The sequence below is a fragment of the Mangrovibacter phragmitis genome, assembly GCF_001655675.1.
GTDB classification, from domain to species: domain Bacteria; phylum Pseudomonadota; class Gammaproteobacteria; order Enterobacterales; family Enterobacteriaceae; genus Mangrovibacter; species Mangrovibacter phragmitis.
On the sequence record NZ_LYRP01000001.1, the window covers coordinates 1,124,741 to 1,151,006 of the forward strand.

General features: G+C 49.9%; 22 protein-coding genes. 5 read left to right on the top strand and 17 right to left on the bottom strand.

What is annotated here, in order from left to right; all coding sequences use genetic code 11:
• Positions 1 to 12: 12 nt before the first annotated feature.
• The 8 genes from nuoH to A9B99_RS05090 form a co-directional block, all read right to left on the bottom strand.
• A complete protein-coding gene (gene nuoH / locus A9B99_RS05055) occupies positions 13 to 990 on the bottom strand; it encodes an NADH-quinone oxidoreductase subunit NuoH (protein WP_064595180.1) in 978 nt (325 codons plus the stop codon).
• Positions 987 to 3,713, bottom strand: a complete 2,727-nt coding sequence (nuoG, locus tag A9B99_RS05060; protein WP_064595561.1) for an NADH-quinone oxidoreductase subunit NuoG — start codon at positions 3,711 to 3,713, stop codon at positions 987 to 989. Before nuoG ends, nuoH begins: the two co-directional genes overlap by 4 nt.
• A gap of 85 nt (positions 3,714 to 3,798) precedes the next feature.
• Positions 3,799 to 5,142, bottom strand: a complete 1,344-nt coding sequence (gene nuoF / locus A9B99_RS05065; protein ID WP_064595182.1) for an NADH-quinone oxidoreductase subunit NuoF — start codon at positions 5,140 to 5,142, stop codon at positions 3,799 to 3,801.
• Complete coding sequence (gene nuoE / locus A9B99_RS05070; RefSeq protein WP_064595184.1) at positions 5,139 to 5,639, bottom strand: NADH-quinone oxidoreductase subunit NuoE; 501 nt, start codon at positions 5,637 to 5,639, stop codon at positions 5,139 to 5,141. Before nuoE ends, nuoF begins: the two co-directional genes overlap by 4 nt.
• A gap of 2 nt (positions 5,640 to 5,641) precedes the next feature.
• Positions 5,642 to 7,453 (bottom strand): NADH-quinone oxidoreductase subunit C/D, encoded by a 1,812-nt coding sequence (gene nuoC, locus A9B99_RS05075; protein ID WP_156518985.1) that lies wholly within the window; start codon positions 7,451 to 7,453, stop codon positions 5,642 to 5,644.
• Between the two features lie 84 nt (positions 7,454 to 7,537).
• The gene (nuoB, locus tag A9B99_RS05080) at positions 7,538 to 8,212 is read right to left on the bottom strand and encodes an NADH-quinone oxidoreductase subunit NuoB (RefSeq protein ID WP_036115987.1); all 675 of its coding nucleotides are present in this window, start codon (positions 8,210 to 8,212) and stop codon (positions 7,538 to 7,540) included.
• A gap of 15 nt (positions 8,213 to 8,227) precedes the next feature.
• On the bottom strand, positions 8,228 to 8,668 hold the full coding sequence (nuoA, locus tag A9B99_RS05085; protein ID WP_064595190.1) for an NADH-quinone oxidoreductase subunit NuoA: 441 nt from the start codon (positions 8,666 to 8,668) through the stop codon (positions 8,228 to 8,230).
• 603 nt (positions 8,669 to 9,271) lie between these two features.
• Positions 9,272 to 10,204, bottom strand: coding sequence for a LysR family transcriptional regulator (locus tag A9B99_RS05090; protein ID WP_064595194.1), 933 nt, complete (start codon positions 10,202 to 10,204; stop codon positions 9,272 to 9,274).
• Positions 10,205 to 11,249: 1,045 nt separating this feature from the next.
• Here A9B99_RS05090 and A9B99_RS05095 point away from each other — a divergent pair.
• Both A9B99_RS05095 and yfbR read left to right on the top strand, forming a co-directional pair.
• Positions 11,250 to 12,467 carry a pyridoxal phosphate-dependent aminotransferase gene (locus A9B99_RS05095; protein WP_064595196.1) on the top strand — a complete coding sequence of 406 codons (1,218 nt, stop codon included), beginning with the start codon at positions 11,250 to 11,252 and terminating at the stop codon, positions 12,465 to 12,467.
• 81 nt (positions 12,468 to 12,548) lie between these two features.
• On the top strand, positions 12,549 to 13,148 hold the full coding sequence (yfbR, locus tag A9B99_RS05100) for a 5'-deoxynucleotidase (RefSeq protein WP_064595198.1): 600 nt from the start codon (positions 12,549 to 12,551) through the stop codon (positions 13,146 to 13,148).
• A 54-nt stretch (positions 13,149 to 13,202) separates the two neighbouring features.
• Here the strand turns inward: yfbR and A9B99_RS05105 are convergent, their stop codons facing one another.
• The 4 genes from A9B99_RS05105 to yfbV all read right to left on the bottom strand — a co-directional run bounded on the left by A9B99_RS05105 (position 13,203) and on the right by yfbV (position 16,889).
• A complete protein-coding gene (locus A9B99_RS05105) occupies positions 13,203 to 15,035 on the bottom strand; it encodes an SLC13 family permease (RefSeq protein WP_064595201.1) in 1,833 nt (610 codons plus the stop codon).
• A 135-nt stretch (positions 15,036 to 15,170) separates the two neighbouring features.
• Positions 15,171 to 15,833 carry a sugar phosphatase gene (locus A9B99_RS05110; protein WP_064595204.1) on the bottom strand — a complete coding sequence of 221 codons (663 nt, stop codon included), beginning with the start codon at positions 15,831 to 15,833 and terminating at the stop codon, positions 15,171 to 15,173.
• A gap of 14 nt (positions 15,834 to 15,847) precedes the next feature.
• Positions 15,848 to 16,342 (bottom strand): YfbU family protein, encoded by a 495-nt coding sequence (locus A9B99_RS05115; protein ID WP_036116005.1) that lies wholly within the window; start codon positions 16,340 to 16,342, stop codon positions 15,848 to 15,850.
• A gap of 91 nt (positions 16,343 to 16,433) precedes the next feature.
• Positions 16,434 to 16,889 (bottom strand): terminus macrodomain insulation protein YfbV, encoded by a 456-nt coding sequence (gene yfbV, locus A9B99_RS05120; RefSeq protein ID WP_036116007.1) that lies wholly within the window; start codon positions 16,887 to 16,889, stop codon positions 16,434 to 16,436.
• A gap of 332 nt (positions 16,890 to 17,221) precedes the next feature.
• Between yfbV and ackA the strand changes: the two genes are divergently transcribed.
• Both ackA and pta read left to right on the top strand, forming a co-directional pair.
• The gene (gene ackA / locus A9B99_RS05125; protein ID WP_064595207.1) at positions 17,222 to 18,424 is read left to right on the top strand and encodes an acetate kinase; all 1,203 of its coding nucleotides are present in this window, start codon (positions 17,222 to 17,224) and stop codon (positions 18,422 to 18,424) included.
• Between the two features lie 90 nt (positions 18,425 to 18,514).
• Complete coding sequence (gene pta / locus A9B99_RS05130; RefSeq protein ID WP_064595209.1) at positions 18,515 to 20,656, top strand: phosphate acetyltransferase; 2,142 nt, start codon at positions 18,515 to 18,517, stop codon at positions 20,654 to 20,656.
• A gap of 69 nt (positions 20,657 to 20,725) precedes the next feature.
• Here pta and A9B99_RS05135 read toward each other — a convergent pair whose 3' ends face one another.
• The 5 genes from A9B99_RS05135 to A9B99_RS05155 form a co-directional block, all read right to left on the bottom strand.
• Entirely contained in the window at positions 20,726 to 21,682 is a 957-nt protein-coding gene (locus tag A9B99_RS05135) for a transketolase family protein (protein WP_064595212.1), read from the bottom strand.
• Positions 21,675 to 22,508 (bottom strand): transketolase, encoded by an 834-nt coding sequence (locus A9B99_RS05140; protein ID WP_064595214.1) that lies wholly within the window; start codon positions 22,506 to 22,508, stop codon positions 21,675 to 21,677. The genes A9B99_RS05135 and A9B99_RS05140 overlap by 8 nt, the downstream gene beginning before the upstream one ends.
• Positions 22,492 to 23,895 (bottom strand): PTS ascorbate transporter subunit IIC, encoded by a 1,404-nt coding sequence (locus A9B99_RS05145; RefSeq protein ID WP_064595217.1) that lies wholly within the window; start codon positions 23,893 to 23,895, stop codon positions 22,492 to 22,494. The genes A9B99_RS05140 and A9B99_RS05145 overlap by 17 nt, the downstream gene beginning before the upstream one ends.
• 24 nt (positions 23,896 to 23,919) lie before the next feature.
• Positions 23,920 to 24,192, bottom strand: a complete 273-nt coding sequence (locus A9B99_RS05150; RefSeq protein WP_064595219.1) for a PTS sugar transporter subunit IIB — start codon at positions 24,190 to 24,192, stop codon at positions 23,920 to 23,922.
• Positions 24,193 to 24,393: 201 nt separating this feature from the next.
• Positions 24,394 to 24,837: a PTS sugar transporter subunit IIA gene (locus A9B99_RS05155; protein WP_064595222.1), complete on the bottom strand. Its 444-nt coding sequence runs from the start codon at positions 24,835 to 24,837 to the stop codon at positions 24,394 to 24,396.
• A 248-nt stretch (positions 24,838 to 25,085) separates the two neighbouring features.
• Here A9B99_RS05155 and A9B99_RS05160 point away from each other — a divergent pair, with 248 nt between their 5' ends.
• On the top strand, positions 25,086 to 26,105 hold the full coding sequence (locus A9B99_RS05160; RefSeq protein ID WP_064595224.1) for a LacI family DNA-binding transcriptional regulator: 1,020 nt from the start codon (positions 25,086 to 25,088) through the stop codon (positions 26,103 to 26,105).
• Positions 26,106 to 26,266: the final 161 nt, after the last annotated feature.

Consider the following 26,266-nt stretch of genomic DNA (forward strand, 5'->3'; position numbering starts at 1 on the left):
TTTTTTCACCCCTTAAGATGCCTGCCAGAGAATAACCGCAGCGGTTACCAACAAGTTAATCAAAGTCAGTGGCAGACACACTTTCCAGCCAAAGGCCATCACCTGGTCATAACGTGGACGCGGCAGTGCGGCACGAATCAGAATAAACATCATCATGAAGAACGCGGTTTTCAGTGCGAACCAGATGAATGGCGGTAACCAGGGACCATTCCAGCCGCCAAAGAACAGAGTGACAATCAACGCTGAGACCGTCACGATGCCGATGTATTCCCCCACAAAGAACAAACCGAATTTCATCCCGGAATATTCAATATGGTAACCATCTGCCAGTTCCTGTTCAGCTTCCGGTTGGTCAAACGGGTGACGGTGACACACCGCCACCCCCGCAATCGCAAAGGTGATAAAGCCGAAGAACTGCGGCACGATGTTCCACAAATGCGCCTGGCTGTTCACAATGTCGGTCATATTGAATGACCCCGCCTGTGCAACCACACCCATCAGGGACAAACCGAGAAACACTTCATAACTCAGCGTTTGTGCAGAAGCACGCATTGCGCCCAGCAGCGAGTATTTGTTGTTGCTGGACCAACCGGCAAATAACACAGCGTAAACCGCAAGCCCGGCCATCATCAGGAAAAACAGAATCCCGATATTGAGATCAGCCACCACCCATGTGGGGCTGACCGGCACAATCGCGAACGCCAGTAACAATGACGTGAACGCAATAATCGGTGCCAGAGTAAAAATAACCCTGTCGGAGAAGCGCGGGATCCAGTCCTCTTTAAAGAACATTTTGATCATATCGGCCGCTAACTGCAGCGACCCGCCCCACCCCACGCGGTTTGGCCCGTAACGATTCTGGAACAGGCCAAGCAAACGGCGTTCACCAAAACTCATGAAGGCACCGCACACCACTACAACCAAAATAATAACCACCGCTTTCAGCACACTGAAAATGACGGAGAGAACTTCAGGTGTCAGCCAGCTCATGCTTGTGCCTCCTGCAGATTACTCAGTTGCGCCCCGGCCAGAACCGGTGCAACGCCCGGCATCCCCATCGGCAGGCCAACCTGCCCGGCAGCCAGACCGTCACTCAACTGAACCGGCAAGCGCAGGGTTTGCCCATCGACAGTGAAACTCGCCACCGCGCCTTCGTTAATACCAAGGCTTGCGGCATCCGCAGGGTTCAGGCGCAACACAGCAACCGGCATACGTTTCTGGAAAACCGGTGAACGCTGCGATAACTCATCGCTGCCAAACAGGTGGTAATAAGGGGCAACACGCCACTGACCAGCAACCGGAGCAAACGGCTGTGGCACACTGGTGAACCAGGCTGCCTGCTTGTCTGCTGGTTCAATCAGGCGTACACCCGGGTCGCCAAAGCGTAAGTGCCCGCCCACTTCGTCCTGGAATTTGTTCCAGGCTTGTGGTGAGTTCCATCCCGGAGCCCAGGCAAAAGGTACCTGCTGACGCTCTGCACCAGGTTGGTTGTTCCCTTCCATTGAGAAAGCGAACATGGTGTCCTGGTCTTGTGGCTGGCGAGGCTCATGCACACTGATATTGGCGCGCATCGCCGTGCGGCCACTGTAACGATGAGGTTCACGCGCCAGTTTTTGTCCACGGATACGGAAGCTGGCTTCCGGCGCGGCGTCTTTCATACCAGACAGTTGCGGGAACTTCGCGATACAGGCATCAATGACGTGATCAAGCTGAGTCCAGTCCACCGCACGGTTTTCTACCATGCTGTGCAACGAATGCAGCCAGCGCCAGCTTTCCAGCATAACCCAGTCACTGTGATAGTAAGCCGGGTCGAATACCTGGAAGAAACGCTGTGCACGACCTTCGTTATTCACCACTGTGCCATCGCTTTCTGCAAAACTTGCCGCAGACAAGACCAAATGTGCGTGATCCATGATTTGGGTGCGCTGATGGTCAATCACCATCACCAGTGGTGCTTTACTGAGCGCGGCATCCACCCGGGATGCACTGGCGTGGCGGTGCAGGTCATTTTCCAGCACAATCACGGCATCTGCGTTGCCGCTTTCCAGCTCGCTGAGTGCGGTATCAAGTGAACCTCCACCCAGCAAACCAAGGCCAACACTGTTCACTGAGCGTGCTACCAGGGTAATACCAACATCGGCACCACGATTTTTCAGCGCTGTCGCCACATTACCTGCCGCTTCCAGCAATGCTTCACTACCGGCGTTAGTGCCGGAAATGATCAGTGGTTTTTTCGCACCAGCCAGTGCCTGAACAATAACATCCACTTTATTTTTCAGGTCATTGTCGGTGAGTTCAACCGCCGGCGCTGCGCTATCCAGCGCACTGGCAATAGCAAAACCGAGTCGCGCCTGGTCTTCAACCGGCGCACGGTAAGTCCATGCGGCAATATCATCCAGCCGGGTACTGTCAACATTGGTTACAAACAGCGGGTGTTTGGCATGCTGCCCAATATTGAGGATGGCGGCAATTTGCCAGTCAGCCACTTTTTGTGCCGCTGCCATTTCGCGCGCTTTGCCTTTTACTGCCTGGCGCACAGCCAGTGCTGCACGGGCTCCGGTTTGTGTGAGGTCTTCACCCAAAATCAGCACCGCGTCATAGCTTTCAATTTCGCGCAGTGACGGAGTGCGAACACCGCCTTCACGCAGAATACTCAACATGCGTTGCAGCCGGGACTGTTCACCCGCGGCAATACCAGTATAGAAGTTGCCTTCCCCCACCAGTTCACGCAGTGCGAAGTTGCTTTCCACACTGGCGCGCGGTGAGCCAATACCAATCACGCGTTTAGACTGGCGGAGAATATCTGCCGCGCCCTGCAAGGCCTGCTCTGCATTAACCGCGATAATATCGTCGCCACGGCGTTGCAGTGGTTGATGTGGACGGTCTTCACGGTTCACATAACCGTAGCCAAAGCGCCCACGGTCACACAGGAAGTAATGGTTCACCGAGCCATTGTAGCGGTTTTCGATGCGGCGCAACTCACCATAACGTTCACCCGGGCTGGTGTTGCACCCCAGGCTGCACTGCTGGCAAATACTCGGCGCAAACTGCATATCCCATTTACGGTTATAGCGCTCTGAGTGGGTTTTATCGGTAAATACACCGGTTGGGCACACTTCCACCAGGTTACCGGAAAATTCACTTTCCAGCGTACCGTCTTCCGGGCGGCCAAAGTAGACGTTGTCGTGCGCGCCATAAACCCCAAGGTCGGTGCCATCGGCATAATCTTTGTAGTAACGGACACAACGATAGCAGGCAATACAGCGGTTCATTTCATGGGAAATAAACGGCCCCAGATCCTGGTTTCTATGTGTACGTTTGGTAAAACGATAACGGCGGAAGCTGTGGCCGGTCATCACTGTCATATCCTGAAGATGGCAGTTCCCACCCTCTTCGCAAACAGGACAATCGTGCGGATGGTTGGTCATTAACCATTCCACCACGCTTTCACGAAATTGCTTCGCTTCTTCATCTGCAATTGAAATAAAGGTACCGTCTGACGCTGGTGTCATACAGGACATCACCAGGCGACCACGGGTATCTTCGGCATTTTGGTATTGCTTCACCGCACACTGGCGGCAGGCACCCACACTCCCCAGTGCCGGGTGCCAGCAAAAGTACGGAATATCAAGGCCGAGAGAGAGACACGCCTGCAACAGGTTGTCTGCACCATCTACCTCATACTCTTTGCCGTCTACATGAATCGTTGCCATAGTCAGCATGCTTCCATCAGGCCTGACGCTGTCAGGCGTTAATCAAAATTCGGTTCGCGGCGCTTACCCGCTTAGGGGTTGCGGCTTACCAGCGCGCTTTCAACAGGTTTGGCTGTATCCCGTTTATCAGTCGGGTATTGTTAAAATCCTGCTTAATACCTGCTTCAAATTCTTCGCGGAAGTATTTAATCGCGCTTTGTAAAGGCTCCACTGCCCCAGGTGCATGAGCGCAGAAGGTTTTGCCCGGGCCCAGTGAACGGCACAACTGCTCAAGCGTTTCGATATCGCCAGGCTGCCCTTCACCTTTTTCAATGGCACGCAAAATTTTTACGCTCCATGGCAAACCATCCCGGCATGGCGTACACCAGCCACAGGATTCTCGCGCGAAAAACTCTTCCAGGTTGCGCACCAGGGAAACCATGTTGATTTCGTGGTCAACCGCCATTGCCAGCGCTGTACCCAAACGACTTCCCGCTTTACCAATACTTTCAAATTCCATTGGTAAATCAAGATGAGCATCAGTAAGGAAGTCAGTACCTGCGCCACCTGGTTGCCAGGCTTTAAACTTCAGGCCATCACGCATGCCGCCGGCATAATCTTCAAGAATTTCACGGGCAGTGGTGCCAAACGGCAGTTCCCAAACGCCGGGGTTTTTTACACGCCCGGAGAAGCCCATCAATTTGGTGCCATTATCTTTGCTCTTGCCCGCCGATATGCCCTGATACCATTCAAGACCGTTAGCCAGAATGGCCGGGACATTACACAGGGTTTCGACATTGTTAACACAAGTCGGCTTACCCCAGACGCCAGCACTGGCCGGGAAAGGTGGCTTGGAACGTGGATTAGCCCTGCGGCCTTCCAGCGAGTTTATCAACGCCGTTTCTTCGCCGCAGATATAGCGCCCGGCACCAGTATGCACGAACAGCTCAAAATCAAAGCCAGAACCGAGAATGTTTTTCCCCAGTAACCCGGCTTCGGTAGCTTCCGCAATGGCACGGCGTAAATGCTGAGCGGCTTCAATATATTCGCCACGCAGGAAGATGTAGCCACGGTAAGCTTTCAGCGCAAATGCCGCAATAAGCATCCCTTCCACCAGCAGATGTGGTTGTTGCTCCATCAGCAACCGGTCTTTGTAGGTGCCAGGTTCCATTTCATCGGCGTTACACAGCAGGTAACGGATATTCATGGATTCGTCTTTCGGCATCAGGCTCCACTTGAGCCCGGTAAGAAAGCCTGCGCCACCACGGCCTTTTAGCCCGGAGTCTTTTACCAGACTGACAATTTCATCAGGTGCCATGCCAGACAAAGCTTTCCGCGCACCCTCGTATCCATTCTTGCTGCGGTATTCATCCAGCCAGACGGGTTGTTTATCATCCCGCATCCGCCAGGTCAGCGGATGGGTTTCGGCAGTACGAATAATCGTCTTCATTTATACTGCTCCAGAAGTTCCGGGATAGCCTCAGGCGTGAGATGGCTGTGGGTATCCTCATCGATCATCATGGTCGGCCCTTTGTCACAGTTACCCAGACAGCAGGTCGGCAGCAGTGTAAAACGGCCATCAAACGTAGTTTGACCCGGTTTGATTTCCAGGTGTTTTTCAATGGCTGACTGAATACCCTGGTAACCGGTGATATGGCACACCACACTGTCACAATAGCGAATCACATGGCGGCCAACAGGCTGACGGAAGATTTGGCTGTAGAATGTCGCCACACCTTCAACATCACTGGCGGGAATACCCAGCAGGTCTGCAATTTCACCAATTGCACCATCAGGCACCCAGCCACGTTGTTTCTGGACGATTTTCAGCGCTTCAATGGACGCCGCACGCGGGTCTTCATAGTGATGCTTTTCGTGCTCAATCGCCTCACGCTCTGCGGCACTCAGTGCAAAGGCACCCGTTTGGGGTTGTTGATTATCGTGCATAATTAGCGGTCCACATCTGACATAACAAAATCGATACTCCCCAGATACACAATCAGGTCGGAAACCAGACTGCCGCGGATAACCGACGGGATCTGTTGCAGGTGAGCAAAACTTGGCGTGCGTACACGGGTACGGTAGCTCATCGTGCTGCCATCACTGGTCAGGTAGTAACTGTTTATCCCCTTCGTTGCTTCGATCATCTGGAAGGATTCATTGGCCGGCATTACCGGGCCCCAGGATACCTGCAGGAAGTGGGTGATCAGGGTTTCGATATGTTGCAACGTGCGCTCTTTTGGCGGCGGCGTTGTCAGCGGGTGATCCGCTTTAAACGGCCCTTCCGGCATATTGTTCAGGCACTGTTCCAGAATACGCAGACTCTGGCGCAACTCTTCAACCTTAAGCATGACACGGGTGTAGCAGTCGCTCACGCCACCACCAACCGGAACTTCAAAATCGAAATTTTCGTATCCGGAGTAAGGGCGGGCTTTACGGACGTCGAAATCAATCCCGGTGGCGCGTAACCCGGCACCTGTTGTGCCCCAGGCCAGCGCTTCTTTCGCGCCGTAGGCAGCAACCCCCTGCGAACGTCCTTTAAGAATGGTGTTACGCAGCGCGGCTTTTTCATAGCTGAGCAGGCGCTTTGGCATCCAGTCAAGGAATTCACGCAGTAAACGATCCCAGCCACGAGGCAGGTCATGCGCCACACCACCAATACGGAACCAGGCCGGGTGCATACGGAAACCGGTGATGGCTTCAACTAAATCGTAGATTTTCTGGCGGTCAGTAAAGGCGAAGAACACCGGCGTCATGGCGCCCACGTCCTGAATAAACGTGGAGATATACAGTAAGTGGCTGTTAATGCGGAACAGCTCAGACAGCATAACGCGAATCACGTTAACGCGATCAGGCACTGTTATACCGGCAAGTTTCTCCACTGCCAGCACATAAGGCATTTCGTTAACACAACCGCCCAGGTATTCAATACGGTCGGTGTAGGGAATGTAGCTGTGCCATGACTGGCGCTCACCCATTTTTTCCGCACCGCGGTGGTGGTAACCAATGTCAGGAACACAGTTAACAATTTCTTCGCCATCGAGTTGCAAAATAATGCGAAACGCACCATGCGCGGATGGATGGTTTGGCCCGAGGTTCAGAAACATGAAATCTTCATTTTCCGTGCCGCGCTTCATTCCCCAGTCTTCGGGTTTGAAAGTCAGCGCTTCCATTTCCAGGTCTTCTTTCTGTTTGGTCAGTTCAAACGGATCAAACTCGGTCGCACGGGCCGGGTAATCTTTACGCAGCGGGTGACCAGACCAGGTAGGCGGCATCAGGATACGGCGCAGGTTTGGGTGACCACTGAACGTTATGCCAAACATTTCCCAGGTTTCACGTTCATACCAGTTGGCATTCGGGAACAGGCTGGTGAATGTGGGTACCGTCATATCATTTTCCACCAGCGCCACCTTCAACATAATGTCGCGGTTACGGTCAATGGAAATTAAGTGATAGAAAACGGAGAAGTCCGCAGCAGGCAAACCTTCACGATGAGTTCTGAGGCGCTCATCCATGCCATGCAAGTCAAACAGCATGACATAAGGCTGAGGCAGTTTTTTCAGGAAATCGCCAACTTCGAGTAACTGTTCACGCTTCACCCAAACTACCGGTACACCGGTACGCGTTGCCTGCACAGTAAAGGCATCTGGCCCAAAACGGTTACGCAATTCGCCAATGACCGGATCATCCAAGTGATCCCTGGTTTGCCAGACGGGTAAAACCGCCTCTTGCGTGGTTAAATCGGTCATATTGTTCACCATTGCAAATGGTTTTTTGGTGACCGAAATGTGGCGTTGCGCTATTAATTATTGATATGCAAAAAAATGCCACATTTCGCTGTTCTTTTAAATTTCGTCCGGTGTACGCAGGTTTTTCACCGCAATACGCTCACCGCGTTTGCGTTCACGCTCGGATTGCATATTGGCGCGATAAACCCCCTGGTCACCAACAACCCAGGACAATGGGCGACGTTCTTTTCCGATGGACTCCTGCAACAGCATCAGCGCCTGCATATAGGCTTCAGGACGCGGCGGGCAACCCGGAATGTACACATCGACGGGCAAAAATTTATCCACGCCCTGCACTACTGAGTAAATATCGTACATGCCACCAGAGTTGGCACAAGCCCCCATGGAGATAACCCATTTAGGTTCGAGCATTTGGTCATACAGGCGTTGGATAACCGGTGCCATTTTGGTGAAGCAGGTACCAGCCACAACCATCAGATCCGCCTGACGAGGAGAAGCACGTAATACTTCCGCCCCGAAACGCGCGACATCATGCACGGCAGTGAAAGAGGTCACCATTTCTACATAACAGCAGGAAAGGCCAAAGTTATAAGGCCAAATTGAGTTTTTACGCCCCCAGTTGACCATGTCGTGCAATGCATTTTCCAGTTTGCCCAGATAAACACTGCGATGAACATGCTGCTCCAGGGGATCAGTAACAATCTCCTGTTTTTGAAGGGGGTAACGGTCGTTCTCACCGTTGGGATCTATGCGGGTGAGCGTATAATCCATCTTATTGCCTCGCAGTTAGCGTTGACTAGTGTGGCTGTCAGTTTCCGGGTTAATCATCTGGCGACGGGAACGTGCAGGCGTCCAGTCCAGTGCACCAATACGCACCAGATAAACCAGACCTGCCAGCAGCACTAAAATGAAAATGGCAGCCTCGACAAAACCTACCCATCCGCTTTCGCGAATCGAGGTTGACCAGGCATAAAGATAGAGTGCTTCAACATCAAAGATGACGAAGAACATGGCGACCAGATAGAACTTCGCTGAGAGGCGCAACCGGGCGGACCCAACGGAATCGATACCCGATTCGAACGGTGTGTTTTTGTAACGGGCCCGGGCTCTGCCGCCCAGTAACCAGCCACCAACCAGCATAAAAGCGCAAAGGCCCAATGCTACGATAAAGAAAATTGCAAATGCCCAGTGATGAGCGATGATTTCAGTGGATGTCGACATACTCATTGCTTACTCATCAAAAGTGGTAAACCGGCCTCTGCACAGGTTCACAGAGATTCACCACATCGATTCATGGGGAGGAACAGAAAACCTGACACAGGCTGCTATGATTTTCTTATGACCAGCCTGACGCTGTGGTTTTTTACTCCTTTTCATAACCTTTTGTCAACTTTAACAAAAGTATCATCACATTAGTTTACATTTAACTACGAGCCTTAACATTTAATGCTCAGGTCGTCGTCTTTCCCTGTCAACTGATGAATATTCATACTGTTGAATCGAGTCCGTTCATGGTATGGCCTGCGATGCCCCTTTATTCTGGCAGGAAATTACCGGGATTCCTCCCCCCCGGAACGGGAATTTTCTTGATCTGAGACACGCTTTTGTTAATTCAGCCAATAAATCAGCAACAATACCCCGCCAATATTTAACATAGCCACAGATTTTGCTACCTGCACGAAACTATCTTAATTGAGCAAAAAAATAAACAACAGCCCTGTTTTTATAATGGTTTTTTCCAGAGATTGCCTGGACAGGCAAAAATGATGGGTAAAAAAAAAGCTTTCAAAGCAGAATTTGCCTTAAAAGCTTTTTATTACAAAGTAAGAATTAGCCAGGAAGCGCGTTATCCTGCAACTGCTTTTCCCCATCAAGGGGTTGCGTGTAGTGCCACGAGCTCCGATAATCTTTGAGTGTGTGGAACAGTGTTTGCACTAATTCATTTTCTTTTTTGCCGTTATGGCAAACGCTGTATTCGGTATCTGGCAGTGTGGGCAACCCGTCAGTATCAACCAGCACGCGCAGCTCTGGCCCCATCATTTCCGCAGGCCTGGCGGTTACTCCCAACCCGGCTTTTACCGCTGCCCGCACTGCCGCCAGCGTTGAAGCAACATAAGCCACACGATAATCAACTTGTGCATGCTCCAGGTGTTTAAAAATCATATCCCTGTAAGAACCTGGCTCGTCGAGAACCACCAGCGGCACAGGCTCACCAGCCGGGAAAATAAAATCAGCCGAGCAATACCACAAAGTAGGGGAACGCCGTATAACAAAAGATTCAGCCCACTCTGGCGCAGAAGTAGTCAGAATAAGATCCAGTTCCTGGCTATTGAGCATTTCAACGATATAAGGATTGCGTTTTACACAGATATCCAGAGTAAGCTTTGGGTAAACAAGGCTTATTCTGTCCAGTAAAAATGCAAGCAACGTATCTGCAGACTCGTCTGACGCCCCCAGAGACAGTTTTCCCTGAATATTACTGAATAACAGTGACATACAGGCTTCATCATTAAAACGTAATATTTTACGGGCGTACCCCAGCAGTTGAATACCATGTTCGGTCAGGAGTTTATTACGCCCGTGGCGGACAAATAATTCTTTGCCAACCAATTGTTCCAGGCGCTGCATCTGTTGACTGACAGCAGATTGCGTACGCGAAACAGCCAGAGCGGCCGCAGCAAAAGTATTTAAATCCGCTACGGCAACAAACGTCCTGAGGAGATCGAGGTCAAGGTTTAGTATCGTGCGAGTAGAATTTATCATAATGATTCACTATCCGGGGCTCATAACTGAGTGCCCTTATCTTTTGCTATGTGAGTGAAACAACAAAGCAATTCCATTTGAACTTGGCTTCCTGCCAGATAAAAACCCACCGAGTTTTCATTTCGTAGTTAATTATGTATTACGAATTTATGAAGCTTTCACACTCTATGGGCGGTAGTAAAGCTTTGCTTTGCCTTCAACAGGAGCTATTTGCTTTGCTTACCTTTAGGCTTTTACGCATTGGCTGCAAAATGTTCCGGGTAAAATGCCTGTTCACCGGGCAATGTACCTGGTACAAGATACCGAGAGTGCAGTCATCGTACCAGTGGAAATAATTAAATAAAGGTAATGTTTGTAAAGGCTGCGCGACATTTCTGGTGAAAGTACAACGGTACTGGCGAAACAAAGCAATAATACCAGTGTGACTAATCAAAGAATAGAAAAGGAACTCACCCAATTCTATTTAGATATCAATGCGCTTATAATAATAAGTATCAGTAATAATCAGATCCACCTCGTTAACCTGATTTTTCTTCAATAACCGTACCATACCCAGGCATTTTTGATACACAAGATTGAACGCATATTGATATCAATTAATTATAATGTGCAGGTCAATCAACGCTGATGAGATGTTTTTTTGGAGACTGTGATGCGCCTGGCTCGCCATTTATCCGTAAAGGCACTGCAATTAATTAAAATTTTTTAACCTTTTGTTTATCTGTTTTCTACCATTTATCTTTATTGACAAAGAAAAATCAACATTCATATCCCCGCCAATTTTCTATCGACAATCAATAACTCTTTTTATTTTAAAAAAGTCAACATTAAATACCAATAAAATAGCCATAATCCAATTGATTAGACTACAACCCTTCTGGCATCCACCATAAAAAACCGACCATGATTATTATTTATCAACGTGTTAGATAACAAAATCCATGCAGATGCCTCCTCCTGCCCTTCAAAAGTACAGCGCCGAAGAGTACATTGTCGCCAGCGGTCTTCCACGGCAGGAAGCGCCGAAAACAAAGTAAGGTGTACCATGTCCCCGATTATTGAAAAATCCAGCAAACTCGATAACGTCTGCTATGACATCCGTGGTCCTGTTCTGAAAGAAGCGAAACGCCTCGAAGAAGAAGGCAACAAAGTTCTCAAGCTCAACATCGGCAACCCTGCACCATTTGGTTTTGAAGCACCTGATGAAATTTTGGTGGATGTAATTCGTAATCTTCCCACATCTCAGGGTTACTCTGATTCCAAAGGGCTTTATTCTGCGCGCAAAGCGATTATGCAGCACTATCAGCAGCGTGGAATGCGGGATGTTACGGTTGAAGATATCTATATTGGTAATGGGGTGTCTGAGCTGATTGTTCAGTCTATGCAGGCCTTACTGAACAGCGGCGACGAAATGTTGGTTCCCGCACCTGACTACCCACTCTGGACTGCTGCTGTTTCCCTCTCCAGCGGTAAAGCGGTGCATTACCTGTGTGACGAATCCGCCGACTGGTTCCCGGATCTGGACGATATTCGCGCTAAAATCACACCGCGTACACGCGGCATTGTGATAATTAACCCCAATAATCCAACCGGTGCTGTGTATTCACTGGATGTGCTCAAAGAGATAGTTGAGATTGCCCGACAGCATAATCTGGTTATCTTCGCCGATGAGATTTACGACAAGATCCTCTACGACGATGCACAACACCACTCTATTGCCGCACTGGCTCCTGACTTGCTCACGGTCACCTTTAACGGGCTATCAAAAACCTACCGGGTTGCTGGTTTCCGCCAGGGCTGGATGGTACTGAATGGGCCGAAAAAGCACGCCAAAGGTTATATTGAAGGTCTGGAAATGCTGGCTTCAATGCGTCTGTGTGCCAATGTGCCGGCTCAACACGCCATTCAAACGGCACTGGGTGGCTACCAGAGTATCAGCGAATTTATCGTGCCGGGTGGGCGGTTGTATGAACAGCGTAACCGGGCATGGGAATTAATTAACGACATTCCTGGCGTGAGTTGTGTTAAACCCAACGGGGCGTTATACATGTTCCCGAAAATTGACGCAAAACGCTTTAATATCCACGATGACCAAAAAATGGTGCTGGATTTTCTGTTACAGGAAAAAGTGCTGTTAGTTCAGGGAACGGCTTTTAACTGGCCCTGGCCGGACCATGTGCGCATCGTGACACTGCCACGAGTGGATGAACTGGAACAGGCTATCGAGAAATTTGGCCGTTTCCTTGGGCATTATCACCAGTAGTATCCACAAGCCAAAAGCATTGCATCTTCGGGGGCGCGGCGACACAATGACCTTCTTTTGTACAGAAGGTCATTGTGAATCATGAGCCAGAGCCATTTTTTTGCCCACCTCTCCCGCCTTAAGTTAATTAACCGCTGGCCGCTGATGCGCAATGTTCGCACCGAAAATGTGTCAGAACACAGTTTACAGGTGGCGATGGTGGCCCATGCGCTGGCCGCTATCAAGAACCGTAAATTTGGCGGGACGCTGAATCAGGAACGTGTTGCTTTACTGGCAATGTACCACGATGCCAGCGAAGTGCTGACCGGTGACCTGCCAACACCCGTCAAATACTTCAATTCGCAAATTGCCCATGAATATAAAGCCATCGAAAAAATCGCCCAGCAAAAATTATTGCAGATGATCCCTGATGAGCTGCAGGATATTTTTACTCCTTTGCTGGATGAGCAGTACTATAGCGATGATGAAAAATACATTGTCAAACAGGCCGATGCGCTGTGTGCTTATCTGAAGTGTCTGGAAGAGCTTTCAGCCGGGAACAATGAATTTTTACTGGCGAAAGGCAGGCTTGAGAAGACGCTCAGTGAGCGCCACAGTGAAGAAATGGAATACTTTATGCGGGTGTTTGTACCCAGTTTTCATTTATCCCTTGATGAAATTAGCCAGGACACCCCACTCTGAGTATTGAGTGGCTACGCCCGGCTAATCGCTGCCGGGCGCAAAATTGCCTGCTCATCAGAATGGGAATAACACCGGTACCAGCACCACACACACCACCATGACCAGTAGCGTAAAGGGAACCCCAATTTTTACAAAATCACTGAACTGGTAATTACCCGGCCCCAACACCAGCGTATTTACTGGGGATGAAACTGGCGTCATAAATGCAGCTGACGCGGCCATTGCCACAATCATGGCAAACGGATAAGGCGAAACCCCCATTGATTTGGCCGCAGCCAGCGCGATAGGCGCCATCAGTACTGCTGTTGCCGTATTGGAAATAAATAACCCAATTGCTGCGCACATGACAAACAGGCATACCAGCATAATATAAGGCCCATATCCACCACCGACTTCCATCAGGCCCTTCACAATTAAATCCACCCCGCCCGTTTTCTGTAAAGCAAGCGCGAATGGCATCATACCGACAATTAAAATAATACTGGGCCAGTGAATGGCTTTATAAGCACTTTGCGCATCAATACAACGAAATTTCCCCATCAACAGGCAGGCGATGAGTGCCGCAATCGTGTTAGGAATTTCATCAGTCAGCATCATGGCGACCATAAGCGCCAGGCAGAAAATGGCATGGGGAGCCTGGCTATGTGCAGGTGAAGCGACACTCTCTTCAACCGGTAAATTCAGTACCAGGAAATCACGTTTTTTCTGGCCAAGAATGCGAATCAGCTTCCAGTCTCCCACCACCAGCAGGATATCCCCCAACTGAATGGGCTCATCGAGAATGTTGCCATCCATCGCTTCACCACCGCGTCGCAAACCTACAACATTCAGGCCATAGCGTGAACGAAAGCCAATCTCACGCACGCTTTTCGCCGCCAGTTCAGATTCCGGTAACAACGATATTTCAGCCATGCCCACATCCTGCGCCTGGTCAGAAAAATACTCACCACGCAGAATCATGGGCTCCAGCATTTGTTCAGCACAAAACTGGCGCAAGTCGACATCTGAAGCAGACATATCAATCAGGAGTACATCACGGTCGCGCAGTTCTGTAACCCCATTCACATTCACAATAACCCGGCGGAATTTACGCCAGCGTTCAACACCAATAATATTCGCTCCATAATGCTCACGCAGTTTCAGGTCATCCAGGCGGCGCCCCATCAGCGGCGACCCAGGGCGAATAGCCAGGCGACGGGCGCGCCCACTCAGCCGGTAGTCTTTAATCAGGTCGCGAAAGGTGCGGCGTTTCCAGCGCTCTTTCGTGCCGTCATCACTTTCGCCACGAAACGCAAAACGCACCAGTAACATATAGAAGATACCCAGCACCAGTACGGCCAGACCAATGGGCGTTACACTGAAAAATTGAAAGCCCTGTAAGCCTTCGCGCAATAATTCACTGTTGATAACCAAGTTAGGCGGTGTGGCAACCAGCGTCATCATTCCGCTGATAAGGCCAGCAAATGCCAGTGGCATCATCAAACGGCCGGGAGGAATTTGCATGCGACCAGAAACACTCAGCACTACGGGGATGAAAATCGCGACTACACCGGTTGAACTCATAAAAGCCCCAAGGCCCGCCACGGTGAGCATCAGTAACACCAGCATTTTGGTTTCGCTACTGCCCGCCATTTTTACCAGCCATGCGCCCAGTGCAGTCGCCACACCGGTGCGCACCAGGCCATCGCCAATAATAAACAAAGCCGCTATCAGGACAACATTCGGGTCACTGAAGCCGGACAGTGCTTCATTCAGCGTCAACGTGCCACTCAGTACAAAAGCGACAATCACCAACAATGCCACCGCATCCATACGAATTTTCCCGGTGGCAAAGAAAAAAACAGCAAAGCCCAGTAAGCACACTACCCAAATCAGTTCGCTGTTCACAACTTATCCTTGTTTGCTGAAGAGATGCGGATATTGCCAGTCCGCTGACAACACATCAGTGTAAAAAAACGCCTGAAATAAGAGCTTCAGGCGTTTTAGTGTACAAAAGAAAAGTGTAATAAATAGCGGGCTAAATCAGTATTCGCGCTGTTTTAACACCACTTTGCCTGGAGCCACTACCTCAACAACCAGTTGTTCAAGGCTGGTCAGGCAGAAATCGACGCGGTCAAGCCCGGGAGCATCACCTGGAACGTTGACGGCTGCCACATGGCAACCCGCAGCCAGGCCAGACAACACCCCAGCCGCAGCATCTTCTACTACGAGGCATTCTGAGGCAGGCAAACCAAGTAATTTTGCGCCAAGCAGGTAAGGATCTGGCTCAGGCTTCCCTTTGCTGACCTGCTCTGCAGTAACAAACACTTTTGGTGTGGGCAAACCAGTAGCGCTATGGCGAGCGCTGGCAACGGGCACTGAGCCTGATGTGACGATGGCCCAGGGAATTTGGTTGGCATCTAAATAATTCAGCAATGCAATCGCCCCTGGCAGGGCTGTAATCCCTGTAGTGTCGGATGCTTCTAACGCTTCCAGCGCGTAAAATTCACGCTGGATATCCTCTTCAGAGGCCCCAGCCATAAAATGCCGCAGTGAAGTAATTGCCTGTTTTCCATGAATGAAATCAAGAATATCCTTATGCGGTATGGCAAACCTGTCGCCCCAGCTACACCAGGCCCTTTCGACCGCAGGTAACGAGTCAACCAGCGTGCCATCCAAATCGAACAAAAATCCTTTACACTGCACTACAGTATCTCCTGTCAGGCATTAATAATTTGGTTGATTTCATTGCTGCTCAGGTGGTACTGGCGTGGGCAACTTTGCCAGGTTTTGAGCATACGCAGGTATTTTTCCCACATTGGCGTTTGGGCATTAAACCCATGTGTACCTGCATCAAAATGGGTATAGCGCCCTTCAGTGTTCACCATGAAGCGAACATAACTCAGAAAACGGGCCTCAGTAGCGGCATCAAACCCGAGGAAAGTTACCCGGCGTTCATCAATGTTTTCGCCATCTTTCAGGTTGCCCCAGGAAACCTGCAACGCATGGTACATTTCCATGATATCGATAATCGTGCGGCAGGTTTCTTCCGTTAACTGGCCAAACTCCCGATCAAGTTCACGCATCTGCAGGCCAAAACCACGCTCAACAATGGTTTGCAGGCGGCGATAACGTTCTGCGTTATCCGGGTCCAGCAGGGTCATCATTTTGTATTGGTTAGAGAGAATAAGCCGTTGGGCATTGGTCATTTCCATTTCACAACTCCTGTATCAGGCTAACGCACTGAAATAACTCTGTTAAACCACAAAAAATACCTGCCTTCTTTATATGCGTAATTAACCGGGATTACAAATCATCAAGAAATGTTTTATCCAGTTGCCTGAAAGCACGCTTCAGGGTGTCAGCCAGTGCCTGGTAATCGGGTTTGCCTTCAACCGGGGCCAGTGCCTGGCCGGCTTCTTCAAGCTTGCTGCGCACTTCATAAAACCAGTTAAGAATGGAGGGTGGTAACGGTGTAACTGAACGTTTCCCCAACCACCATAAGCCCTGCATCGGCAAGCTAACGGCAAATAATGCTGTCGCCACAGCTGGCCCCAACTGGCCGCCGAGTGCGATTTGCCAGGTCAGAGTAAACACGGCAATCGGTGGCATAAAGCGGATAGCAAACCGGGTGGCGCGAATAATGCGATTCTCTACGAACACCGGTGCGAGGCGCTTTTCCATGGGCCACGTTTTCGCATAATGCTGCCCCTTACGAAATAAACTGAGGCCACTGACGGAACGTTTTTCGGGTGTGGACATGGTTTCACCTCAACTTCACATATAAAAATTCAAATTTTTGTGCAAAATACCAACTTATAATGACAAGGTTCAAAATATTTTTCATTTTTGGGTGCAATCAGTTATCCTGTCCGCGCCATGAGGCCGTAGTGGAAAACTGCCGGTTGCCACACTTTCATAAGCGCCAACTCAGGCGGCAAAAAAGTGAAAATGGCGTAAACTCATGAATATTTGTTCGTCGTGCCAAAAAACGTTTCAGGCATGACGTTAATCATAAATGTCAGCGTCATCTTGCGCTACGATGAGAGACTCACTGACGTTTTTTTAGCCACGTATCAAATATAGGTACTTCCATGTCGAGTAAGTTAGTACTGGTTCTGAACTGCGGTAGCTCCTCACTGAAATTCGCAATCATCGATGCAACTAATGGTGACGAGTACCTCTCTGGTTTAGCGGAATGTTTCCACCTGCCAGAAGCGCGCATCAAATGGAAAATGAGCGGTAATAAAGAAGAAGCAGCACTGGGTGCCGGCGCAGCGCACAGCGAAGCGTTGAACTTCATCGTTAATACCATTCTGGCACAAAAACCAGAGCTTTCTGCCCAGTTGGTCGCAATTGGTCACCGTATTGTTCACGGTGGTGAAAAATACACCAAATCAGTTGTCATTGACGATACTGTTGTTCAGGGTATCAAAGATGCGTCTTCTTTTGCACCTTTGCATAACCCGGCGCATCTGATTGGTATCGCAGAAGCCCTGAAATCATTCCCTGGTCTGGCAAACAAAAACGTAGCTGTTTTCGACACCGCGTTCCATCAGACCATGCCGCAGGAATCTTACCTGTACGCGCTGCCTTACAGCCTGTACAAAGAGCACGGCATTCGTCGTTATGGCGCACACGGTACCAGCCACTTCTATGTTACTCAGGAAGCGGCCAAAATGCTGAACAAACCGGTTGAAGAACTGAACATTATCACCTGCCATCTGGGCAATGGTGGTTCTGTTTCTGCAATCCGTAACGGGAAATGCGTTGATACCTCCATGGGTCTGACCCCGCTGGAAGGCCTGGTCATGGGCACACGTTCTGGTGATATCGACCCGGCTATCGTGTTCCATCTGCATGACACACTGGGTATGAGCATTGAACAGATCAACAAACTGCTGACTAAAGAATCTGGTCTGCTTGGTCTGACTGAAGTCACCAGTGACTGCCGTTATGTTGAAGATAACTACCAAACCAAAGATGACGCAAAACGCGCCATGGACGTTTACTGCCACCGTCTGGCGAAATACATCGGCGCGTACACCGCAATGATGGAAGGCCGTCTGGATGGCGTGGTGTTCACTGGTGGTATTGGTGAAAACGCAGCGATGGTTCGTGAACTGTCTCTGGCTAAACTGGGCGTTCTGGGCTTTGAAGTTGACCACGAGCGTAACCTGGCTGCCCGTTTTGGCAAATCTGGTTTCATCAACAAAGAAGGCACCACTCTCGCCATGGTCATTCCGACCAACGAAGAACTGGTTATCGCGCAAGACGCGCTTCGCCTGACTGCTTAATACCTTCACCGCCAGCCTCGCTGGCGGTGCTGTTTTAACGACACTCCCAATGCGCCTGCCTGCAGGTGCCAGTGTGAAAGAGGATTCAACGTGTCCCGTACTATTATGCTTATTCCTACCGGAACCAGCGTAGGTCTGACCAGCGTCAGCCTCGGTGTTATCCGTGCTATGGAACGTAAAGGCGTTCGTTTAAGCGTCTTCAAACCAATCGCTCAGCCTCGTACTGGCGGCAATACGCCGGATCAGACCACCACTATCGTGCGTGCCAACTCCAACGTGACTGCTGCTGAACCGCTGACTATGCACCATGTTGAATCTCTGCTGTCCAGCAACCAGAAAGATGTGCTGATGGAAGAGATTATCGCCCGCTACCACGAAAACACCAAAGATGCGGAAGTGGTGCTGGTTGAAGGTTTGGTGCCAACACGTAAACATCAGTTTGCGCAGTCACTGAACTATGAAATTGCCAAAACCCTGAACGCTGAGATAGTGTTTGTTATGTCTCAGGGTACCGATACCGTTGAGCAAATTCAGGAACGTATTGAACTGACCCGCAACTCTTTTGGCGGCAGCAAAAATACCAATATCACTGGCGTGATTGTTAACAAACTGAATGCGCCGGTTGATGAACAAGGTCGTACCCGTCCTGACCTGTCTGAAATCTTCGATGACTCCAGCAAAGCCAAAGTGGTCAGCATCGATGCCAAAGTTCTGGCAGAGAAAAGCCCGCTGCCTGTTCTCGGCGGTATTCCGTGGAGCTTTGATCTGATTGCGACTCGCGCTATCGACATGGCGAAACACCTGAATGCCACCATTATCAACGAAGGTGACATCAATACCCGCCGTGTGAAATCCGTGACTTTCTGTGCCCGCAGCATTCCTCATATGCTGGAACATTTTCGTCCGGGTTCACTGCTGGTGACTTCTGCTGATCGCCCTGACGTTTTGGTTGCAGCCTGCCTGGCCGCCATGAATGGCGTTGAAATTGGCGCACTGCTGCTGACTGGCGGTTACGAAATGGACGAACGCATTGGCAAATTGTGTGAACGTGCTTTCGCCACTGGCCTGCCAGTATTCATGGTGAATACCAACACCTGGCAGACCTCTTTAAGCCTGCAGAGCTTCAACCTCGAAGTACCGGCAGACGACCATGAGCGTGTTGAGAAAGTTCAGGAATACGTTGCCAGCCACATCAGCAGCGACTGGATTGAGTCCCTGACTGCAACTTCTGAACGCAGCCGCCGCCTGTCTCCGCCAGCCTTCCGTTACCAGTTAACTGAACTGGCACGTAAAGCCGGTAAACGTATCGTGCTGCCGGAAGGTGATGAACCGCGTACCATTAAAGCGGCATCTATCTGTGCTGATCGTGGTATCGCCACCTGTATCCTGTTAGGTAACCCGGAAGAAGTGAACCGTGTTGCAGCCTCTCAGGGCGTTGAACTGGGCGCAGGTATCGAAATCGTTGACCCGGATGTAGTACGTGAAAGCTATGTACCGCGCCTGGTTGAACTGCGTAAAAACAAAGGTATGACCGAAGCTGTTGCCCGTGAACAACTGGAAGACAACGTTGTTCTGGGTACTCTGATGCTGGAACAGGATGAAGTTGATGGTCTGGTATCTGGTGCGGTTCACACCACTGCCAACACCATTCGCCCGCCGCTGCAGTTGATTAAAACAGCACCAGGCAGCTCACTGGTTTCTTCTGTTTTCTTCATGTTGCTGCCGGAACAGGTTTATGTTTACGGTGACTGCGCAATCAACCCGGATCCGACTGCCGAACAACTGGCTGAAATCGCAATTCAGTCTGCTGATTCTGCAATTGCTTTCGGTATTGAACCGCGCGTTGCAATGCTTTCCTACTCTACGGGTAACTCTGGTGCCGGTAGCGATGTTGAGAAAGTTCGTGAAGCAACTCGCCTGGCTCAGGAAAAACGCCCGGATCTGGTTATCGATGGGCCGCTGCAATACGACGCAGCTGTTATGGCTGATGTGGCGAAGTCCAAAGCACCGAACTCTCCGGTTGCTGGCCGTGCCACCGTGTTTATCTTCCCAGACCTGAACACGGGTAACACCACTTATAAAGCGGTTCAGCGTTCTGCCGACCTGATTTCTATTGGGCCGATGCTGCAGGGTATGCGCAAACCGGTTAACGACTTGTCCCGTGGCGCGCTGGTAGACGATATTGTTTACACTATCGCACTGACCGCCATTCAGTCTTCTCAACAAAATTAATGAGTTGTTGAAAGCCGTGTGAAAAGGCAGCCTGAAGGCTGCCTTTTTTTATTTGATAACCGCCTACTGTTACTCCAATAATTCACGCGCAGCAGCAACAATATCTGCGCAAGTCAGCCCGTAGGTACGCTGCAGATAGTCCTGAGTACCCACCTGACCATACTGGTCTTTTACTCCGACCCGCCGCAAAGATACCGGACACGTCTCGCTTAATACTTCCGCCACAGCCGAACCCAGCCCATTGTGAATATTATGGTTTTCACAAGTCACCACCCGCCCGGTTTTCTCCGCATAATTTTTTACCAGCATGCGGTCTATCGGCTTCAGGGTGAACATATCAATTACCGCTGCGTCCACGCCCTGGTGTGCCAGTATCGTTGCCGCATCCAGCGCCTCTGCAACCATAATCCCATTGGCTATCAGCGTAATATCACGCCCTTCCCGTAAAACATTTCCTTTGCCAATGGTAAATGTGGTGCCGGGCTCGTAAATGCGCCGGGCCTGTTTGCGAATAGTGCGCACCCAGTAAAACCCATCGAGCCCGATAAGCTGGTGCAGTATGTCATTGAACATCACGCTGTCTGTCACTTCCAGCACAACAGCATGCGCCAGGCCACGCACAATCCCCATATCTTCGAATGACATGTGCGTGCCCCCGTTGTGGCAGGCGGTAACACCGGCATCCGACGCTATCACCTTCACGTTATTGCGCTGGTAATCCAGAGCCATAAACAACTGGTCAAAACAGCGGCGGCTGGCGAACGCGGTAAAGGTATGCACAAAAGGCTTGCGCCCGGCCAGCGATAACCCTGCAGCGGTACCAATCACATTGGCTTCCATAATCCCACAGTTAATCACATCCTGGGGAAACTCAGCCTGCACAGTATCCATAGACATAGAGCTCATCAGGTCTGCTTCCAGCGCGATGATGCCACTATTCTGCTTTATTTGCTCACGGACAAAACCAGAATAGACTTTGCGCATTTCGATACTGTCTTGCTCACCCATAGGTGCCAGTTTAATCATGCATCACCTCCAGTTGCGCCAGCTCACGCTCAAGTGCTGCACGCATCTCAGGGGTTAACCGCAAATGATGTGAGTTCGGCAATGCTTCCAGATACGGTACCCCCTGGCCTTTTTTACTGTCCAGGATAACCACTCGCGGGGCATCGCCAGGTGAAGAAACCGGCGCAATGGCGGCCTGTAATCCGGCAATGTCGTCCCCTTTAACCTGAGTCACCACGAAACCAAATGCCCGAAATTTTGCGCTTAGATCTCCGGGACTAATGATTTCACTCAGCGGCCCGTCCAGTTGCTGCTTATTCCAGTCAACAAACAGCAACAAGTTATTGAGCTTATGGTGGGCAATAAACTGAAATGCTTCCCAGCACTGTCCTTCATTCAGTTCTCCATCGCCCACAATGCAGAACACCCGGTTAGTTTTCCCGGCCAGTTGATGTGCCAGTGCAATACCTCCGGCAATGGAAACGCCTTGCCCCAGTGAACCGGTAGTGGCATCAACGCCACGGGTTTTTAACCTGTCCGGGTGGCTGGGGAAATGGGTGCCGTTTTCATTGAGCGTCAGTAACTGCGAAACCGGGAAATACCCTTTAAGTGCCAGCGTACTGTAAAGTGCCGGCCCGGCATGTCCTTTAGATAACACAAAGTAATCCCGTTCCGGCCAGTCCGGGTGCTGTGGGTCTGTACGCATAACATCACCGTACAACACTGCCAGCGTCTCAACCACAGACATGCTCCCGCCATAATGCCCAAACCCTAAATGATTCAATGCCCGTAAGGTTTCAATGCGAATGCGCCGGGCAAACGTCGTGATTTCATTTACTGAAGCCATTCGAACCTCCACGGTTATCTACTGCGCTGTTTTCCTTGTGTTTGTTTTTCACCAGGTAATTGAAAACCACCAGCAGGGCAAACAACGCTACAACCAGGCCCATAATGATGCCCGGAGAAAAATAACGTGCCAGGTTACCCAGCAGAATACCAATCACGCCAAAGTCCGCATCGGAGAATGTGGTGTTGGCAAACCCCAGCGCCCCCAGAACTGGCAGCAGCAGAACCGGAAGAAAAGTAATCAACAGGCCGTTGGCAAACGCGCCCAACATGGCACCACGGCGCCCACCGGTAGCGTTACCAAAAACACCAGCTGTAGCACCGGTAAAGAAATGCGGCACGACTCCGGGCAGAATCAACACTAACTTGAACTGCCCCAGTAAAAATAACCCAACAAGGCCACCCAGGAAGCTGAACAGAAACCCTATCAGTACCGCATTAGGTGCATAGGGATAAACCACCGGGCAATCCAGTGCCGGGCGAGCATTGGGGACCAGTTTTTCGGAAAACCCGGTAAATGCGGGCACAATCTCCGCCAGAATCAGGCGTACCCCTTGCAAAATAATGAAAACACCTGCCGCGAAAGTAATGGCCTGAATGATGGAGTACACCAGGAAGTTCTGACCGCTACTGAGTTGCGTTTCGACATACCCTTGCCCGGCACAAATAGCGAGGATCATGTAAATAACAATCATGGTCAGAGAAATAGAGATGGAGCTGTCACGTAAGAAACTGAGGTTTTTCGGCAAATTCATCTCTTCCGTCGAGCGAGAGCCTTTACCACATTTGCTGCCAATCCACCCGGATAACACATAACCCAATGTGCCAAAATGACCGAAAGCGATTTCATCGTTTCCGGTGATCTTTTGCATATAACGTTGAGCCAGCGCCGGGAAAAAGGCCATGACCAACCCCAGTGTCAATGCGCCAGTAAATACCAGCCCCACACCTTCAAACCCGGCTACGGTGAGAATCACGCTTATCATACACGCCATATAAAATGTATGATGCCCAGTCAGAAAGATGTATTTCAGACGGGTAAAACGGGCGATGATAATGTTTGCCACCATACCAAACGCCATAATAAGTGCAGTGGAGGCACCATATTTTTCCAGAGCAATAGAGACAACCGCTTCATTGTTTGGGATTATCCCCTGAATATTGAATGCATGTTCAAACATACCGCCCAGTGGATTTAACGAGGTTAATAATACTGATGCACCTCCAGCCAGAACAATAAAACCAAGAATAGTTTTAATGGTACCTTTTACTGTATCTGAAAATGATTTTTTCTGTGCCAGCAAACCAATTAATGCCACGACACCAACCAGAATGGAAGGCACCTTGAGTATGTCGACAATAAAACTGAGTATTCCAGAAAGAAACATATATGCCTCACTTATACTGGTCAGTTAGCGATCTGAAAAATAAGCCGTGAGCTTTGTTTCAAGTTCGTTAATGTCAATAATATTGTTGATGACTAACAGTTGTTGTTCAGGCACACTGGCGCTGGCAGCAATATCTTTTGCCATGACAAATAAGTCTGCCGCACCCGGAGTAGCAGAGGATAAATCTGCATGTTCAACTTCTGCCTCAACATTAATTTTCTTGAGTACTTTTTTAATATTCATCTCAACCATAAAACTACTACCGAGACCTGAACCACATATTGCCATTATCTTCATTATATTTACCTTTCGTAGCGTACAGGAAAGCTGCCCTGATGAGACAGCAGCAGAGTAATACGTAATAAATCTTTTACTTCAAATTACATGCATACAGTTTTTCCAGTAATATTCAAATTATGTATCTCTGGTATATTTTCGTGACTATGTCATATTCCGCCCGCAATAAAAATTAAACCGAATAAACTTATAGTTATTACGTTAATAATGAGAAATAATATCCTGAATACCCTCCACTGAATTAGCATGATGTAGTCTCTGTAAATCTTCATCACAGGAAAACAATTCAGCCAGGGCAGATATCATATTGATATGGCTGTGGCTGTCTGGTGCTGCCAGCATAATAATGGTGGTAACCGGGTCAAAATCAGCTGAACCAAATGCCACACCCTGTTCAAGTTTCAGTAATGACAACCCCATTCCCTGTGCACCATCCTCTGGCCGTGTGTGCGGCATTGCCAGACCTGGGGCCAGTACATAATACGGTCCCAGTTTTTCGTGCTGGGTTATCACCGCCTGAACATATTCTGGGGTAATTACTCCTGCTTTAAGCAGAGGTTCAGCACTCAGAGCCAGTGCCTGTTGCCAGTTTTCTGCATGCTCGCGACACTGTATGGTCCCGGCATGTAACCACTGTGAAAGCATAATGTGCTCCTGTCCCTTCAGTTATGGGCAAACTTTAGGCAAGCCCGCGGGTTCTGACCGTGACATACATCTCAAAGATAGCGCTATCAGAGTGAATATCGCCAATATGTGATAGCGCTATCAAAAAATGAAAGGTTGCACAAAAAAACAGTAACCGGGCAAGGTTACCCCCTATAATATCGGGGTAATAACCTACGGTTTTTATGCGAGAAGATGGTAAGTGCCACACCTTTGATACAGGAATACGCATGTCTTTAACCCGAAAAAGACGCAGCACCGGCAAAGTTACCCTGGCCGATGTCGCGCAGTTAGCCGGTGTCGGCACCATGACTGTTTCACGCGCACTGCGTACCCCCGATCAGGTTTCTGACAAATTACGGGAAAAAATCAACGCTGCGGTAAATGAACTTGGCTATTTACCCAACCTGGCGGCCAGCGCACTGGCATCTGCATCGTCCTATACCATCGCCATGGTGGTGCCAAATTTGGCTGAGTCTGGCTGTACAGAAATGTTCGCCGGGTTACAACAGGTGTTACAACCGGCAGGCTACCAAATCATGCTGGCGGAATCGCGCCACCGCCTGGAACAGGAAGAAAAACTACTGGAGACCCTGCTCGCTTCCAATCTGGCCGCAGCCATTCTTCTGAGTGTTGAACACAGCGACAATGTCCGCACCTGGCTGGGTAATGCCGGGATCCCGGTGATGGAGATAGGTGCCACGCGGGTTGATCCGGTAGATATGAATATCGGTATTGATAACGTTGCCGCTATGTTTGAACTGACCAGTATGCTGATTGAGCGCGGCTACCAGAATATTGGCCTGCTGTGCGCAAACCAGGAACAATGGATCTTCCAGCAGCATTTGCAGGGCTGGTATAAGGCCATGTTACGCCACCATATCTCACCCAACAGAGTCATTAATGCAGCCGCTCCGCCTACGTTTTCCACTGGTACAGCGCAATTACCTGAATTCCTTCTGGCCTGGCCTGAGTTGGATGCGCTGGTGTGTGTGTCAGATGAGCTGGCCTGCGGCGCATTATATGAATGCCAGCGCCGCAGAATTAAAGTCCCTGATGACCTGGCGATTGTGGGGTTTGGTGACAGCGATGTTGCGAAAGTTTGCCAGCCGCCACTGACTACGTTGTCAGTGCCGCACCGGGAGATAGGTATTGAGGCCGGTAAGGCATTACTGGCAAGGCTTAACGGAGAAAAGCAGCCAAACCAGAAGCCCATCAAATCAACACTGTGTATGCGCGAAAGTTGTTAACCAGGGCCTGATACAGGCCCACAGATTGATGAAAAAGAAGGAAAAAACGTGGTTTTTCCTTCTTTTTAGTTAGTAGCCGAAAATCAATGAATTGATTTTCCTGGTTTTTTATTCGGTGACATCCTCTCGTTTTGTACGTACATGAGGTTTGTCATCAGCCT

Coding starts and splice junctions, on each gene's coding strand:
- nuoH (WP_064595180.1), bottom strand. CDS start 990: ATGAGCTGGCTGACACCTGAAGTTCTCTCCGTCATTTTCAGTGTGCTG.
- nuoG (WP_064595561.1), bottom strand. CDS start 3,713: ATGGCAACGATTCATGTAGACGGCAAAGAGTATGAGGTAGATGGTGCA.
- nuoF (WP_064595182.1), bottom strand. CDS start 5,142: ATGAAGACGATTATTCGTACTGCCGAAACCCATCCGCTGACCTGGCGG.
- nuoE (WP_064595184.1), bottom strand. CDS start 5,639: ATGCACGATAATCAACAACCCCAAACGGGTGCCTTTGCACTGAGTGCC.
- nuoC (WP_156518985.1), bottom strand. CDS start 7,453: ATGGTGAACAATATGACCGATTTAACCACGCAAGAGGCGGTTTTACCC.
- nuoB (WP_036115987.1), bottom strand. CDS start 8,212: ATGGATTATACGCTCACCCGCATAGATCCCAACGGTGAGAACGACCGT.
- nuoA (WP_064595190.1), bottom strand. CDS start 8,668: ATGAGTATGTCGACATCCACTGAAATCATCGCTCATCACTGGGCATTT.
- A9B99_RS05090 (WP_064595194.1), bottom strand. CDS start 10,204: ATGATAAATTCTACTCGCACGATACTAAACCTTGACCTCGATCTCCTC.
- A9B99_RS05095 (WP_064595196.1), top strand. CDS start 11,250: ATGTCCCCGATTATTGAAAAATCCAGCAAACTCGATAACGTCTGCTAT.
- yfbR (WP_064595198.1), top strand. CDS start 12,549: ATGAGCCAGAGCCATTTTTTTGCCCACCTCTCCCGCCTTAAGTTAATT.
- A9B99_RS05115 (WP_036116005.1), bottom strand. CDS start 16,342: ATGGAAATGACCAATGCCCAACGGCTTATTCTCTCTAACCAATACAAA.
- yfbV (WP_036116007.1), bottom strand. CDS start 16,889: ATGTCCACACCCGAAAAACGTTCCGTCAGTGGCCTCAGTTTATTTCGT.
- ackA (WP_064595207.1), top strand. CDS start 17,222: ATGTCGAGTAAGTTAGTACTGGTTCTGAACTGCGGTAGCTCCTCACTG.
- A9B99_RS05135 (WP_064595212.1), bottom strand. CDS start 21,682: ATGATTAAACTGGCACCTATGGGTGAGCAAGACAGTATCGAAATGCGC.
- A9B99_RS05140 (WP_064595214.1), bottom strand. CDS start 22,508: ATGGCTTCAGTAAATGAAATCACGACGTTTGCCCGGCGCATTCGCATT.
- A9B99_RS05145 (WP_064595217.1), bottom strand. CDS start 23,895: ATGTTTCTTTCTGGAATACTCAGTTTTATTGTCGACATACTCAAGGTG.
- A9B99_RS05150 (WP_064595219.1), bottom strand. CDS start 24,192: ATGAAGATAATGGCAATATGTGGTTCAGGTCTCGGTAGTAGTTTTATG.
- A9B99_RS05155 (WP_064595222.1), bottom strand. CDS start 24,837: ATGCTTTCACAGTGGTTACATGCCGGGACCATACAGTGTCGCGAGCAT.
- A9B99_RS05160 (WP_064595224.1), top strand. CDS start 25,086: ATGTCTTTAACCCGAAAAAGACGCAGCACCGGCAAAGTTACCCTGGCC.